General features: G+C 73.7%; 16 protein-coding genes. 9 read left to right on the top strand and 7 right to left on the bottom strand.

What is annotated here, in order from left to right; genetic code table 11:
* Window positions 1-24: 24 nt before the first annotated feature.
* Window positions 25-1,146 carry a ferredoxin reductase gene (locus tag ACQPYN_RS06420; protein WP_433034735.1) on the bottom strand — a complete coding sequence of 374 codons (1,122 nt, stop codon included), beginning with the start codon at window positions 1,144-1,146 and terminating at the stop codon, window positions 25-27.
* Between the two features lie 169 nt (window positions 1,147-1,315).
* On the opposite strand from ACQPYN_RS06420, the gene ACQPYN_RS06415 reads away from it, so the two are divergent.
* From ACQPYN_RS06415 to ACQPYN_RS06405, 3 genes are read left to right on the top strand one after another with little or no spacing between them, the layout of a single operon-like run.
* Complete coding sequence (locus ACQPYN_RS06415; protein ID WP_433034733.1) at window positions 1,316-2,113, top strand: MerR family transcriptional regulator; 798 nt, start codon at window positions 1,316-1,318, stop codon at window positions 2,111-2,113.
* Complete coding sequence (locus tag ACQPYN_RS06410) at window positions 2,110-3,129, top strand: sigma-70 family RNA polymerase sigma factor (RefSeq protein ID WP_433034731.1); 1,020 nt, start codon at window positions 2,110-2,112, stop codon at window positions 3,127-3,129. The genes ACQPYN_RS06415 and ACQPYN_RS06410 overlap by 4 nt, the downstream gene beginning before the upstream one ends.
* The gene (locus ACQPYN_RS06405; protein ID WP_433034729.1) at window positions 3,126-3,962 is read left to right on the top strand and encodes a class I SAM-dependent methyltransferase; all 837 of its coding nucleotides are present in this window, start codon (window positions 3,126-3,128) and stop codon (window positions 3,960-3,962) included. Before ACQPYN_RS06410 ends, ACQPYN_RS06405 begins: the two co-directional genes overlap by 4 nt.
* 49 nt (window positions 3,963-4,011) lie before the next feature.
* Here ACQPYN_RS06405 and ACQPYN_RS06400 read toward each other — a convergent pair whose 3' ends face one another.
* Entirely contained in the window at window positions 4,012-4,716 is a 705-nt protein-coding gene (locus ACQPYN_RS06400) for a mycothiol-dependent nitroreductase Rv2466c family protein (RefSeq protein WP_433034727.1), read from the bottom strand.
* Between the two features lie 178 nt (window positions 4,717-4,894).
* Between ACQPYN_RS06400 and ACQPYN_RS06395 the strand changes: the two genes are divergently transcribed.
* Complete coding sequence (locus tag ACQPYN_RS06395) at window positions 4,895-5,683, top strand: N-acyl homoserine lactonase family protein (RefSeq protein WP_433034725.1); 789 nt, start codon at window positions 4,895-4,897, stop codon at window positions 5,681-5,683.
* Here ACQPYN_RS06395 and ACQPYN_RS06390 read toward each other — a convergent pair.
* Window positions 5,664-6,491 carry an SDR family NAD(P)-dependent oxidoreductase gene (locus ACQPYN_RS06390; protein WP_433034723.1) on the bottom strand — a complete coding sequence of 276 codons (828 nt, stop codon included), beginning with the start codon at window positions 6,489-6,491 and terminating at the stop codon, window positions 5,664-5,666. The genes ACQPYN_RS06395 and ACQPYN_RS06390 overlap by 20 nt on opposite strands.
* 140 nt (window positions 6,492-6,631) lie before the next feature.
* On the opposite strand from ACQPYN_RS06390, the gene ACQPYN_RS06385 reads away from it, so the two are divergent.
* Genes ACQPYN_RS06385 through ACQPYN_RS06365 form a run of 5 tightly spaced genes read left to right on the top strand, consistent with a single transcriptional unit; the run spans window position 6,632 to window position 9,829 of the window.
* Window positions 6,632-7,525 carry a VOC family protein gene (locus tag ACQPYN_RS06385; protein WP_433034721.1) on the top strand — a complete coding sequence of 298 codons (894 nt, stop codon included), beginning with the start codon at window positions 6,632-6,634 and terminating at the stop codon, window positions 7,523-7,525.
* Window positions 7,522-7,986 carry an SRPBCC family protein gene (locus ACQPYN_RS06380; RefSeq protein WP_433034719.1) on the top strand — a complete coding sequence of 155 codons (465 nt, stop codon included), beginning with the start codon at window positions 7,522-7,524 and terminating at the stop codon, window positions 7,984-7,986. The genes ACQPYN_RS06385 and ACQPYN_RS06380 overlap by 4 nt, the downstream gene beginning before the upstream one ends.
* A gap of 33 nt (window positions 7,987-8,019) precedes the next feature.
* Entirely contained in the window at window positions 8,020-8,421 is a 402-nt protein-coding gene (locus ACQPYN_RS06375) for a nuclear transport factor 2 family protein (RefSeq protein WP_433034717.1), read from the top strand.
* Window positions 8,418-9,068: a class II aldolase/adducin family protein gene (locus tag ACQPYN_RS06370; RefSeq protein ID WP_433034715.1), complete on the top strand. Its 651-nt coding sequence runs from the start codon at window positions 8,418-8,420 to the stop codon at window positions 9,066-9,068. The genes ACQPYN_RS06375 and ACQPYN_RS06370 overlap by 4 nt, the downstream gene beginning before the upstream one ends.
* 23 nt (window positions 9,069-9,091) lie before the next feature.
* Entirely contained in the window at window positions 9,092-9,829 is a 738-nt protein-coding gene (locus ACQPYN_RS06365; protein ID WP_433034713.1) for a GntR family transcriptional regulator, read from the top strand.
* A gap of 3 nt (window positions 9,830-9,832) precedes the next feature.
* On the opposite strand, the gene ACQPYN_RS06360 is transcribed toward ACQPYN_RS06365, so the two are convergent.
* The 4 genes from ACQPYN_RS06360 to ACQPYN_RS06345 all read right to left on the bottom strand — a co-directional run bounded on the left by ACQPYN_RS06360 (window position 9,833) and on the right by ACQPYN_RS06345 (window position 13,431).
* Complete coding sequence (locus tag ACQPYN_RS06360) at window positions 9,833-10,723, bottom strand: VOC family protein (RefSeq protein ID WP_433034711.1); 891 nt, start codon at window positions 10,721-10,723, stop codon at window positions 9,833-9,835.
* Window positions 10,711-11,628, bottom strand: a complete 918-nt coding sequence (locus tag ACQPYN_RS06355) for a fumarylacetoacetate hydrolase family protein (protein WP_433034709.1) — start codon at window positions 11,626-11,628, stop codon at window positions 10,711-10,713. The genes ACQPYN_RS06360 and ACQPYN_RS06355 overlap by 13 nt, the downstream gene beginning before the upstream one ends.
* Before the next feature lie 25 nt (window positions 11,629-11,653).
* The gene (locus ACQPYN_RS06350) at window positions 11,654-12,760 is read right to left on the bottom strand and encodes an alcohol dehydrogenase catalytic domain-containing protein (RefSeq protein WP_433034707.1); all 1,107 of its coding nucleotides are present in this window, start codon (window positions 12,758-12,760) and stop codon (window positions 11,654-11,656) included.
* 80 nt (window positions 12,761-12,840) lie between these two features.
* Complete coding sequence (locus ACQPYN_RS06345; protein ID WP_433034705.1) at window positions 12,841-13,431, bottom strand: dihydrofolate reductase family protein; 591 nt, start codon at window positions 13,429-13,431, stop codon at window positions 12,841-12,843.
* Window positions 13,432-13,459: the final 28 nt, after the last annotated feature.

The raw sequence follows: 13,459 nt of genomic DNA, 5'->3' as shown, positions 1-13,459 counted from the left end.
GACCTGGTCGGGCGGGAAACGAGGTCAGATGTCGAGCACGACGTCGCCTGCGGCGGCGCCGATGCATGTCTGGATCTTGACGGCGTCCCAGTCGGCGCCGCCCGTGCCGTCGGCACGGTGCTCGGTGCCGTCGCGCAGGTCGCGGACGACGCCCTGACGCAGCGGGACGACGCAGGTGTGGCAGATGCCCATGCGGCACCCGAACGGGAGCTGCAGGCCGGCCTGCTCGCCGGCCTCGAGCAGGGTGGTCGCGCCGTCGATCTCGACCTCGACGTCGGACTGCTTGAAGGTGACGGTGCCGCCCTCGGCCTCGCCGCCCGCGAGGTCCACCGAGAAGCGCTCGAGGTGCAGCTGCTCGTCGAGACCCGCGTCGCTCCACACGCGCTCGGCGTCGTCGAGCAGCGCGTTCGGCCCGCACACCCAGGCCTGGCGCTCCTGCCAGTCGGGGCAGAGGTCGGACAGGTTGTCGAGGTCGAGGTGACCGTCGGTGCGGGTGAACTGCTTGTGCACCCGCAGGTTCTCGTGCTTCTCCGACAGCTGGTCGAGCTCCTCGGAGAAGAGCAGGCTCTCCTCGTCCGGCGCCGAGTGGGCGACGAGGACGTCGGGCATCGTGCCGCGGCGGTCGAGGGTGCGGAGCATCGCGATGATCGGCGTCACGCCGCTGCCGCCGGTGAGGAACAGGATCTTCTTGGGCGGCGGGTCCGGGAGGACGAACTCGCCGCTGGGCGGCGCGAGCCGCACGATGGTGCCGGGCTCGAGGCCGCCGACGAGGTGCTGGGACATGAAGCCCTCGGGCATCGCCTTGACCGTCACCGACAGGTGGCCCTGATCGCGCTTGGGTGGCGAGGTCAGCGAGTAGGACCGCCAGTGGAAGCGCCCGTCCACCTGGACCGCGATGCCCACGTACTGGCCGGGCTGGTGGTCGAACGACCAGCCCCAGCCGGGCTTGATGACGAGGGTGACCGCGTCCTCGGTCTCGGGCACGACCTTGACGACCTTGCCGCGCAGCTCGCGGGCCGACCAGAGCGGGTTGACCAACGACGAGAGGTAGTCGTCGGGGAGCAGCGGGGTGGTGAACCGGGACGCCACCTTGCGGAGGCGCCGTACCCCGCGAGGGAGTCGGCCGGCGGTCTGTCCATCGCTCACGTCGCTCACCTCCGCCACGCTACATGGAACCTGCGGTACCGGGAACTAGGGGTTACACGTACAGGTTGTCGTCTGGCCACGGATGACCCCTCGACGGCTGCATGAAACACGATCACGTGTCATATGTCGCCCCGAGATGTCACGCCGAGCGATCGTTAGCGTGGAGGTCGTGGACACCGGGCCCGAGATGACGGTCGCCGTGCTCGCCCGGCGGGCCGGGATGACCGTGCGCAACGTCCGCGCGCACGCCGCCCGGGGGCTGCTGCCGCCTCCCCACCTGCAGGGACGCACCGGGTACTACGGGCCCGAGCACCTCGCGCGCCTCGACCTCATCGCCCAGCTGCAGGAGCAGGGGTTCGCGCTCGCCGCGATCGAGCGTCTCGTCACGGCGACCCCGCGGCAGTCCGCGGAGGAGGCGCTCGCCCAGTACCTGCACATGCTCGCGCCCTGGGCCCCGGAGCCGCCGCTGGAGATGCCGCTCGCGGACCTGCCGGGCTGGCTCGGGGTGGCGGTGGACGAGGAGACCTGGGCGTCGCTGGTGGACGCGCACCTCGTGCAGACGCTCGACGACGGGCGCGTGCGCGTCCCCAACCCCGGGCTCGTGCGCGCCGGGGCCGAGGCCGTCCGCCTCGGGATGCCGCTGCGCGCCCTCGTCGACCTGCACGAGGAGCTGACCACCCACGTCGGCGCGGTGACGGCGAGCTTCATCGACCTGTTCCGGCGCACGGTGTGGGCCGACCACCTCCGCGACGGCCTCCCCCACGAGCGCCACGGGCAGGTCCTCGACGTCGTCGGCGCCCTGCAGCCCGTGGCCGCACAGGCCCTGCTCGCAGCCTTCCGCGAGGAGATGCCGCGGGCGATCTCGGGCTTCCTCGACGAGGTCTCCGACGCACTCGAGTCCGGCTCCGCGGGGCCGGACGGATCCGCTCCCAGGGGCAGCCCGTCTGCGGCAGAATCGGACAGGTGAGCGAGACCACGGTCAGTCCCGATCTGACGGACGACCTCCACCGGGCACGCGCCGGCGACGACGACGCCTTCGGCCGCCTGGTGTCGCCGCTGCGCCGCGAGCTGCACGCGCACTGCTACCGCATGCTCGGCTCGGCGCACGACGCCGACGACGCGCTGCAGGACGCGCTGGTGCGCGCCTGGCGCAAGCTCGGCTCGTTCGAGGGCCGGAGCTCGCTGCGCACCTGGATGTACACGGTGGCCACCCGCACGTGCCTCGACCTCGTCGACGCCCGCGGCCGCCGCGCCCTGCCCGTCGACCTCGGGCCCGCGAGCGACACCGTGACCACGGGCGACGTCCCGGTCACCGAGGTCGCCTGGCTGGGCCCGTACCCCGACGAGCCCGGCGCCCGCGCCGAGGAGCGCGAGTCGGTGGAGCTGGCGTTCGTCGCGGCCCTGCAGCACCTGCCGGGCAACCAGCGGGCGGCGCTCGTGCTGTTCGAGGTGCTGGGCTTCTCGGCCGCGGAGATCGCCACGACGATGGACACGTCGACGGCGTCGGTGAACTCGGCGCTGCAGCGGGCCCGCAAGCTGGTCGCCGAGAAGGTGCCGACGGCGAGCCAGCAGCGCACGTTGCGCGAGATCGACGACGCCCGCCTGCGCGAGGTCGTCCACGGCTACTCCTCGGCGCTCGAGCGCGGCGACGCCCCGGCGCTCGTCGCCCTGCTCACCGAGGACGTCACCTGGTCGATGCCGCCCATGGCGCACTGGTACGCCGGGATCGGCCCGGTGACGGCGTTCGCCCGCGCCGTGCCGCTCGGCGGCGACTGCGGCTCGTGGCGCCACCTGGAGGTCACCGCCAACGGCCAGCTCGCCGTCGCCTCGTACCGGCGCGCGCCCGACGAGCCCGCGGACGCCCCGCACACGCCCTGGTCGATCGACGTGCTGACCCTGCGCGGCGACCGCATCGCCGCGGTCACCTCGTTCATCGGCGCCGAGCACCACGCGCGCTTCGGGCTGCCCGCGTCCCTCCCGTGACCGATCCGGGCAACGCCGCCCAGGCGCAGGCGTGGGACGGGGGCACCGGCGCGTTCTGGGCGGAGCACGCCGACCGCTTCGACGCCGCCGTGGCCGCGCACCACCCGCCGTTCCTCGGGGCGGCGGCGGTCGCCGCGGGCGAGACGGTGCTCGACGTCGGCTGCGGCGCGGGCCGGACGTCGCTCGACGCGGCACGGGCGGCGGCGCCCGGGCACGTCACCGGGGTCGACCTCTCGACGCGCCTGCTCGCGATCGCCCGGCAGCGTGCCGCGGACGCCGGGCTCGACACCGTCACCTTCGAGCACGCCGACGCCCAGGTGCACCCGTTCCCCGCCGGCGGCACCGACGTCGTCGTCAGCCGGCACGGTGCGATGTTCTTCGCGGACCCCGTGGCGGCGTTCGCCAACCTCGCCCGCGCCCTGCGCCCGGGCGGCCGGATGGTGCTGCTCACCTGGCAGGGCCTCGAGCACCAGGAGTGGCTGCGCTCGTTCCTGACGGTCCTCGCCGCCGGGCGCGAGGTGGCGTTCCCGCCGGCGCACGGCGCGAGCCCGCTGTCCCTCTCGGTGCCCGCCCGCGTGGACGCGCTGCTCCGGGAGGCCGGGTTCACCGACGTCGAGTTCATGGCCCACCGCGCGCCGATGGTGTTCGGCGCCGACCCCGACGACGCGCTGGGCTACGTGGCCGGTCAGCAGGCGGGGATGCTCGCCGACCTCGACCCGGCGGCCCGCGCCGACGCCCTCGCCGCCCTGCGCGCGGACCTCGTCGCCCACCACGGCCCCGGCGGCGTCCGGTACGACGCGGCGACCTGGATCGTGCGCGCCCGACGGCCGTGATCGTGGGGGCTTTCCTGACGGCTGACGTCAGCATGGCCCCCGGGCTGACCTACCGCACCGTCGTCTCCGTCCGCGCGAGCTTCGAGGACATGGGGGTGTCGGGGAACGAGCGCGCGGTGCGCTTGAGCTCGGCGAAGCCGCCCCACTCGCCCAGCGTCTGCACCGCGTCCCACAGCCGCAGGGCGTCCTCGCCCCGCGGCGGCGCGTCGATCACGGGGCCGAAGAGGGCCGGACCGTCCGGCGGGCTGAACGAGAGGATCGGCGTCCCCACCCCGCCCCCGCAGCGGTCGACCGCCTCCTGGGTCTCGGCGCGCAGGTCGTCGTCGCGGGAGGTGTCGTCCGCGGCCTCGGCGAGGTCGGTGGGCAGGCCCACGCGCTCGAGGGCCGGACGCAGGTCACGCCGGCGGGCCATCTCGTGCATGACGGCCTCGAAGTCGTCGCCCTCGGGCGGGTCGGCGTCCCAGACGAGCTCGCCGAGCGCGGTGTAGAGGTCGCCGACGACCTCCGGCCCGTGGGCCTCCCGCGCCGCGTGCACCACGCGCAGCATCTCCAGGCCGCGGACGTGGCTGTCGGGGTACTCCGGCGACGCCTTCTTGCGCTCCTCGTAACTGATCTCCTCGTTGAGGATCGCGAGCGAGAGCGGCCGCCACGTGACCTCCATGGGCCGCTGGCGCGCGACCTCGACGACCCACCGCGAGGTCACCCAGCAGAACGGGCAGATCGGGTCGAAGAAGAACTCGAGTCGATCGCTCATGGGGCCGGATACCCGGGAGCCCGGACCGGCATGGGCCCTCGCGGAGATGCTTCGGTTTCCGAAGCGTCGCCGGTCAGGGGGCGACGGAGCCGCCGGCGTCGCGGTAGAGCGTCCAGACCAACCGTCGCGCCGATCGGCCGTACGCTCGCGCATCTCCCCGGACCGGGTAGCCGAGACCATGACCACCGGGACGGCGCGCGGGCTCCGGGCCCTCGACGGCGCGCGGCTGACGCTCGACCGCGCCGACATGCTCGACGGCGCGGACCCGGGCCCGGTCGAGCTCGTGGTGCCGAGCTTCCTCGTCGAGCACGACGAGGGCCTCGTCCTGCTCGACACCGGGCTCGCGCCGGAGGCCGCGGACGACCCCGTCGGCACCTACGGCGAGATCGGCGAGAAGGTCCGGATGACGCCGGCCCAGCGCCTCGACCGGCAGCTCGCCGCGGCGGGCGTCGACCCCGGCGACATCACGCACGTCGTGCTCTCCCACGTGCACTTCGACCACACGGGCGGGCTGCGCCACGTCCCGCACGCCCGGTTCGTGCTCGGCGTGGGCGACCGGGGCGCGGTCGACGGCAGCGACCCCGACGTCGCCGCGCTCGCCCGTCCCGAGGACCTCGACCCCGTCCGCGACGCCGACTGGACCTTCGTCGACGGCGACCTCGACCTCTTCGGCGACGGCTCGGTCGTCGTGCTCGCGATGCCGGGGCACACGCCGGGGAACACGAGCCTGCTGGTGCGGCTCCCCGCGGTCACGCTGCTCCTCGCCGGCGACACCGCACACCTGCACGAGGCGATCCGGGCGCCGGCGCCCATGGCGGCGGACACCGACCGGAGCCTCGCCCTCACCTCGCTGCAGCGCCTCATCGGGCTCGCCGCGACCCACGACGCCGCGATCTGGGTGACCCACGACCCCGAGGACTGGGCGCGGTTCGGGGCGCCCGGCGAGATCAGCGGAAGCCGGCCGTGACCCCGCCGTCGATCGAGATGTTCTGCCCGGTGACCCACACGGACTCGTCGGAGGCCAGGTAGACCGCGAGGTGGGCGATGTCGAGCCCGGTGCCGGGCCGCTGGATCAGGTGGAACCCCATCTGGAACGCCCGCAGCTCGTCGCCGACGAACTGGTCGGTGGCCGGGGAGGTGACGAAGCCCGGCGAGATCGTGTTGACCCGGACGCCCCGCTCGGCGCCCTCGGCCGCGAGCGAGCGTGTCATCGCGATGACCCCGCCCTTGGCCGCCGAGTGCGCGACCTGTCCGAGGGGTGCGATGCCGCGCAGCCCCGACATCGAGGCCGTGTTGATCACCGAGGCGTTGCCGGTGGCCAGCAGGTGCGGCCAGGCGGGCCGGGTGGTGTGGAAGACGATGTCCAGCTCGACGTGGAGCACGTGGCGCCAGAGGTCGAGGGTCATCTGGTCGAACGGCGCGAACCCGGCGCCCGCGGCGTTGTTGTAGAGGACGTCGATGCCGCCGAGCCGCGCGGCGCTCTCCTCGATCCAGCGCTCCGCCGCCACCGGGTCCGCGAGGTCGACCGTGTGACCGGCGACGTCGAACCCCTCGGCGGCGAGCGGGCCCGCCGTCCGCTCGGCCGCGCCGGGCTGCACGTCGCACCCCACGACCCGCGCGCCCTCGCGGAGGAACACCGCCTGGGCCGCCTCACCCTGCCCGCCGGCGGTGCCGGTGATCAGCACCCGCTTGCCGGCCAGGCGCCCGCCGGGTGGGGCGGAGGGGGCGGTCGCGGGGAAACGAGCGGGCGTGGCGTCCGTCGGCACTGTGCTCACGTCTCTAGAGTGTGCACACTTGTCGGCGCCGGTCAACCGCCCCGAAGCTCCACGGACAGCCCGCCCGGAGCGCATTGACACCCGCCGCAACTGTATGCACCCTGAGTGGTCCCCATCACTGTCGAGGCGGGAGGCCCCGTGTGATCGAGCTGGTCGACATCGCCTACGTCCGCTCCGGTGCCGCCGACCTCGCGGGCGCGGTGCGCTTCGCGACCGAGGTGGTCGGGCTCGAGCACGTCGACGGCGGCGAGCCGGGCGTCGCCCACCTGCGCGCGGACTCCCGGCACCACTGCCTGGCCTTCGTCGAGGGGGTCTCGGGCGTCATCGCCTCGGCGTTCACCGTCGCCGGCCCCGGCGCCCTGGCGCTGGCGGAGACCGAGCTCGAGAGCCGCGGGTTCACGGTGTGGCGCGGCGGGGCGGCCGACGCCCGGTCGCGGCGGGTCGGCGCGCTGATCGGGTTCGACGACCCGTTCGGCAACCGGATCGAGCTGGTCTGCGGGCAGCAGACCCTCGCCCGCCCGGTACGGCCGGGCCGGGGGTCGGGGATCACCGAGTTCGGCCACCTCTGCCTCGACGCCCCCGACGTCGCCGAAGCCCACCGGTTCTGGTCGACGACGTTCAACGCGCGGGCCTCGGACTGGATCGGCGACGCGGCCTGCCTGATGCGCATCGACGAGGTCCACCACAAGCTCGCGGTGTTCCAGGGCGACCGTCCCGGCCTGTGCCACGTGAACTTCCAGGTCGCCGAGCTCGACGACGTCTTCCGCAACTGGCACCACCTGCAGGAGCGGGACGTGCTCATCGAGATGGGCCCGGGACGCCACCCGCAGTCGGGCGCGGTGTTCCTCTACTTCCTCGGCCCCGAGGGCCTGACCTACGAGTACTCGTACGGCGTCCGCCGGATCACCGACGAGGCGGCCTGGCGGCCCCGGTACTTCGACCCCGCCGAGCGCGGATCGATCGACATGTGGCTCGGTCCGACGCAGAAGCCGATCACTCAACCCCAACTGGTCCCGGAGGGGATCCGTCCATGATCTTCGTGACGCACGCGCTGCCCGTGAACACCCCGGGCGAGCCGCTGATCACCCGCGAGGCCCTGTGGGACGGGCTGGTGCGCAAGGCGGAGAACGCGCTGCCGTTCGTCCCGTCGATGACCGACTGCACCGTCACCGCCCGGCACAGCGACACCGTGTTCGACCGGGACATCGTGTTCAAGGGCCAGGCGTTCTCCGAGCGGATCACCCTCGAGCGCCCGCACCGCGTGGTGTTCACCCGCATCGCGGGGCCGGTGCTGGGGACGATCGCCAATGAGATCGAGGGTGACGGTCCGGACCACCTGACGCTGCGGTTCAGCTTCGCGCTGACCGTGTCCGGCGAGCCGGGCGGGTCGGCGGGCGAGAAGGCCCACGCCGACCAGATGACCGACAGCTACCGCGCCGCGGTGGCCGCCACGCTCGGCGCCGTCCGCAAGATCGCCGCCGGCGCCGCCGTCTGAGTCCACCCGCCTGACCACTTCCTGGGAGCAACCATGTCCGACTGGGTCACTGACTACTACGCCGACGTCGACGCCCTGCGTCTCGAGCCGTTCGTCGCGCGCCACGCCGAGGATGCCGTGGTGACCTTCGGCAACCAGCCGCCGACGGTCGGCATCGCCGCCATCCACGACGCCTTCGAGGGCTTCTGGTCGATGATCGGCGGGATGCGCCACGAGGTCCACCACCGCTGGGACGAGAACGACGGCGCGACCGTGATCCTCGAGGTCACCACCCACTACACGACCAAGGGCGGCGCCCACGTGTCGATGCCGTGCGTGTCGATCCTCGACCGCACCCCGCAGGGCCTGGTTTCCTCGTTGCGCATCCACATCGATCTCGCGCCCCTGTTCTCCGCGATGGAGGCCGAATCCCAGGAGGCCGCGCCGGTCCCGTGACACTCGACGAGATTCGCGAGCAGGTCGCGCTCGCGGCGCGGACGCTGGCCCGCCACGGGCTGGTCACCGCGTTCGGGCACGTGTCCGCGCGCGTCGACGACCTCGTGGTGGTGACCCCGCCGATCGCGCCGGGCGACGTCACGGCCGACGTGCTGGTGACGCTCGACGCGGCCGCCGGGGAGCTGCCGGCGGGCACCGCCCCGGAGACCTGGGCGCACCTCGCGATCTACCGGGCGCGCCCCGACGTCGGCGCCGTGGTGCGCGCCCAGCCCGAGTCGGCGTTCGCCGCGTCGGCGATCGCGACCGAGCTGGTCCCGCTGCACGGGCAGGCCTCCTGGCTGGGGCGCCGCATCCCGGTGCACGGCTCCGCGCGGCTGTTGCGCGACCGGGAGCGCGCCGAGGCCGCCGCCGACACCCTCGCCGACGAGGACGCCGTGCTCCTGCGGGGTAACGGCGCGCTCACCGTGGGCGCGGACCCCGGGGCGGCGGTGGCCCGGATGTGGCTGCTCGAGGCCGCCTGCCGGGTGCACCTCACGACCGTGGGGCACGGCCCGCGGGCCCTCACCGTCGACGAGATCGACGCGTGGCGCGCGGCCGCCCCGCCCCTGATGGAGCGGTTGTGGCGTCACCTCGCAGGGCTGCCGTGAGCACGTCTGCATACACTCCGGCGGTGTCGATCGGCGAGCTCCTGGGGGGACGGGCGGGGCTGCGCATCAACGACCCGCGCCAGACGAGCGTCAGCGTGCACGCGTACCTGCGCGACCTGATCATCTCCGGCACGCTGCCGCCCGGCACCCAGCTCAAGCAGGCCGAGCTCGCGCGCGTCCTCGCGGTGTCCCGCACGCCGCTGCGCGAGGCGTTCCGGATGCTCCAGGAGGAGGGGCTCATCTCCTCGGAGCCCAACCAGCGCAGCCACGTCCTCGGGCTCGACGCCGAGGAGCTGGACTCGCTCTACGCCGCCCGGATCACGCTCGAGTCGCTCGGCGCGCGCCTGACCGCCGGCCGGCTGAGCCGCGAGGAGATCCGGGGCGCGACGTCGGCGTTCAAGGAGATGGAGCGCACCTACCGGGCCGGCGACATGGCCAGCTGGACCGTCGCCCACCGCGGCTTCCACCGTCTGCTGGTCGGACGCTGCGGGGCGACCGTGCTGCGCACGATCAACTCCTACGCCGAGCAGAGCGAGCGCTACGTGCGCATCGACCAGGCCCAGCACCGGACCGACTTCGGGGCCCGGCAGCGCGAGCACCAGGCGATCTTCGACGCCGTGCGCGACGCCGACCCCGACGCGGCGGTCGCCGAGATGGCGCGCCACCTCGCCGGCACGGCCCGGCGCGTGGTCGACGGCCACGCCCCGGGCCACGGCACCCCGTGCGTCGACGGGGCGCTGGCGCTGCTGCTCGGTGCGTAGGGGTCAGTGATCCAGACTCGGCGGGTCGATCGGCCCCCACTGGTTGACCGTGGCGAGGTCGACCTCCCAGGTCCTCGGATACATCGGGAACTCCTCGTGCCAGGGGCGCGGTTCCCAGTGGCCCTTGGCCTCGTCGACCACGACGTCGATCTGGGTGAACAGCTCGATGACGTTGCCGTCGGGGTCGCGGTGGTAGGTGAACAGGTTGTGGCCCGGCCCGTGGCGGCCCGGCCCCCAGTGCAGCCGGTAACCGTGCTTCGCGAGGTGGTCGAGCATCGAGATCAGGTGGTCGGGGCTGCGCATCTCGTAGGCGACGTGGTGCATGCCGGAGTACTTCTGGCTGGCCATGAAGTTGGCCGCGTGGTGGTCGGCGTTGCAGCGCATGAAGACGAAGAAGTCGCCGACGGTGTCCGACCACCGGAACCCGAGGAGGTCCTGGTAGAAGGACTGCATGGTCGCCAGCTCGGGGGTGTAGGCCGCGACGTGGCCGAGCTTGGTGGGGCGCAGGGGCGTGAAGCCCTGCACGCCGCTGGGATCCTGCGAGGTCGCCAGGTGCAGCGCGACCCCGGTCATCGGCTCCTCGAGCACCAGGACGTCGGGCGTGCCCGGCCCGATGTCGCTGCGCCGCTCGGTGACGTACCCGGCGTCCTTGAGCCGCTGCTCGGCGCTGTCCAGGTCCTCCCAGAGCTCGTAGCCGACCACCTGCCGGGCCTTGGTGTCGCCCTTCGTGACCACCACGCAGTGGTGGTCGGAGCCGGTGGTGAGGAACGCCCCGCGGTCGTCGCCCTCGACGAGCACGAAGTCCAGCACCCTCGTGTAGTACTCGACGAGCCGCTCGACGTCGGGGGTCTCGAAGCCGACGTAGCCGAGCTTCGAGACGTTCACCGTGCCCATGACCTGTCCTCTCGTTCGGTGACGGGGTTGTGCAGCGCGCCGATGCCCTCGACCTCGGCGACGGTCTCGTCGCCGGGCGCCAGGAAGTCGCCGCGGGGGAAGCCGACACCGGCCGGCGTGCCGGTGGCGATGACGTCGCCGGGCTCGAGGGTCACCGCCCGGCTCGCGGCGGCGATGAGCTGATCGATGGGGGTCACCATGTCGGTGGTGCGGGAGTCCTGCTTCACCACGCCGTTGACCGACAAGCGCAGCGCCACCCGCTGCGGGTCGTCGACCATCCACGACGGCACGATCCCCGGCCCCGTCGGGCAGAACGTGTCGCCGGCCTTGGCGCCGACCCAGTCGTGCCCGAACGGCGCCGCGATCGCGCCTGCGCGGTCGAGCAGGTCGCGCGACGAGACGTCGTTGACGATCGTCCAGCCGGCGACGACGTCGAGCGCATGCTCCACCGGCACGTCGACGCACCGGCGGCCGATCACCGCGGCGAGCTCGACCTCCCAGTCGATCTTCCGGCCGGCGCGCGGGGGCAGCACGATCGGCTCGCCCGGGCCGACCACCGACGTCGTCGGCGGCTTGAAGAAGAAGTACGGCTCGACCGGGCCCGCGGGGCGGTCCACGCCCATCTCGGCGAGATGGGCGTAGTAGTTCGCCCCTGCGCAGAGCACCTTCGGCGGGTAGAGCAGCGGCGCGAGCAGCACCGCGCCCTCCACCGGCGCGAGCCGCTCGGGGTCGAGGCCGCGCAGCAGCGGGGCCAGGGTGTCCCACTCCCCCAGCACCTCGAGCATCGTCCGGCCGGCGAGCTCGTCGGGCGCCCGGCGGATCACCCCACCGGCACGGATGCCGACCTCGGACTTCGCCGCGTCACCCTGGTGATGGGTGACGAGCATCCACGGCGCCTCGCGCACGCGTCCTCCCCTGCTCTGTTCGGACTCAGGCCTGGCCCGTGATCAGCACGATCCGGCCCATGTTGTCGTCGGCCTCCAGGAACCGGTGCGCCTCGGCCGCCTCCGCCAGCGGGAACGCGCGGTCGACGACGGGACGGAAGCCGCGCGCGACCTCCGCCCACAGCGCGAGCGCGCTCGCGTCGTTGCCCGTGCGGACGCCGAGGATCCGCTGGTTGAGCGTGTAGAGCCGGGCCAGGTTCAGCGGCACGGTCCCGCCGAGGAACGCCCCCGACGAGACGAGCACGCCCTGCGGGGCGAGGACGTCGGTGAGGCGGGCGAAGATGTCCGGGTCGCCCAGGTCGTCGACGGCCACGGCGACGCCGGCCCCGCCGGTCAGCGCGCGGACCTCGTCGACGAAGCCCTCGGCGGTCGGATCGAGCGCCGCCTCGAGGCCCATCGCGAGGAGCCGCTCACGCTTCCACGCCGCGCGGGAGGTGCCGATGACGCGCGCACCGAGGTGCCGGGCGAGCTCGGCGGTGGTGGCGCCGAGGGCCGACGCCGCGCCCGCCACCAGCACCCAGTCGCCCTTCCGCAGGCCCGCCTGGCGCAGCTGGTTCATCGCGACCGGCCCGGCGAGGGCGACGCCCGCGGCGGTCGCCGGGTCCAGGTCGTCGGGCAGCGACCAGACCGCGTCCGCGGCGACCGCGGTGTACTCGGCGTAGGCGCCGCGGGAGTGCACCCCGTCGATCCGCAGCGTCGGGCAGGCCTCCTTGCTGCCCTCGATGCACGCCTCGCAGTCGCCGCAGCCCAGCACCGGCCAGACGGCGACGTGCTGGCCCACGTCGATCTCGCTGACCCCGCCGCCGACCGCGACCACCGTGCCCGCGTGCTCCACCCCGAGGACGTGGGGCAGCTCCGGCTTGACGGGGTGCCGGCCCGCGCGCAGGGAGACGTCGAGGAAGCGCCCGACGCACACGGCCGCGACCCGCACGAGGACCTCGCCGGGACCCACCTCCGGAACGTCCACCGTGTCGACGCGCAGCACGTCCGGCGGGCCGAAGGCGTCGAACACGACCGCGGACATGGTGCGGGGGAGTTCGCGCGGGACCGACGGCCACGCGGCGGGGACGGGTCTCGCGGAGAGGGTCGTCATCGACATGCTCCTTCCCTGGGCGACCCATAGTGCACACACTTTGAGGGCCCGCGCAATGCGCTCCGGGAGCCGGCGCCGGCCTACCGGGGCACGCGGTAGCGCAGGTGCGTGACGCGGCGGCCCGGCACCGAGACGTAGGGATCCTCGAGCACGATCTCGGGGGCGTCCTCACCGAAGAAGCGCTTCCCGCGCCCGAGCACGACGGGCACCAGGGAGATCTCGACCTCGTCGACGAGGCCGGCCGCCAGCGCCTGCCCGCCCACGTCCCCGGCCGTCACCGTGACGTCGGCGTCGCCGGCGAGCTCCTTCGCGGTCGACACCGCGGCCTCGACGCCCTCGGTGACGAAGGTGAACGGGGCGGTGCCGAGGTACGGCCAGTCGGTGGGCACCGAGTGCGTCAGCACGACGACGTGGTCGCCCGCCGGCGGGCGCCCGTCCCAGCCGTGGGTGTGGTCGAAGAGGTGGCGCCCGCACACGCCGGCGCGGACCTTGCCCCACTGCTCACGGATCCAGGTGGCGCTCGCCTCGGTGGTGCGGAAGACGCGGTCGGAGTCCGCGGCCGTCACCTCCTCCGTCCCGGCGCCGAACCAGTCGAACAGCGGGCCCACCGAGTCGTCGGGGCGGGCGATGAACCCGTCGAGCGACATCGTCGCCACCAGCAGCACGGTCATGGCGCTTATTCAACCACAAAGTTGAGCA

Source organism: Actinomycetospora sp. CA-053990, assembly GCF_050948445.1.
GTDB classification, from domain to species: domain Bacteria; phylum Actinomycetota; class Actinomycetes; order Mycobacteriales; family Pseudonocardiaceae; genus Actinomycetospora; species Actinomycetospora callitridis.
Note: the sequence above shows the minus strand (reverse complement) of the source record. Positions and strands in the feature narration are given on the sequence as shown.

What these genes read in the sequence shown, in the direction of transcription:
- ACQPYN_RS06400 (WP_433034727.1), bottom strand. Translation starts at nt 4,716, where the DNA reads ATGAGCGATCGACTCGAGTTCTTCTTCGACCCGATCTGCCCGTTCTGC.
- ACQPYN_RS06395 (WP_433034725.1), top strand. Translation starts at nt 4,895, where the DNA reads ATGACCACCGGGACGGCGCGCGGGCTCCGGGCCCTCGACGGCGCGCGG.
- ACQPYN_RS06380 (WP_433034719.1), top strand. Translation starts at nt 7,522, where the DNA reads ATGATCTTCGTGACGCACGCGCTGCCCGTGAACACCCCGGGCGAGCCG.
- ACQPYN_RS06375 (WP_433034717.1), top strand. Translation starts at nt 8,020, where the DNA reads ATGTCCGACTGGGTCACTGACTACTACGCCGACGTCGACGCCCTGCGT.
- ACQPYN_RS06360 (WP_433034711.1), bottom strand. Translation starts at nt 10,723, where the DNA reads ATGGGCACGGTGAACGTCTCGAAGCTCGGCTACGTCGGCTTCGAGACC.
- ACQPYN_RS06350 (WP_433034707.1), bottom strand. Translation starts at nt 12,760, where the DNA reads ATGACGACCCTCTCCGCGAGACCCGTCCCCGCCGCGTGGCCGTCGGTC.
- ACQPYN_RS06345 (WP_433034705.1), bottom strand. Translation starts at nt 13,431, where the DNA reads ATGACCGTGCTGCTGGTGGCGACGATGTCGCTCGACGGGTTCATCGCC.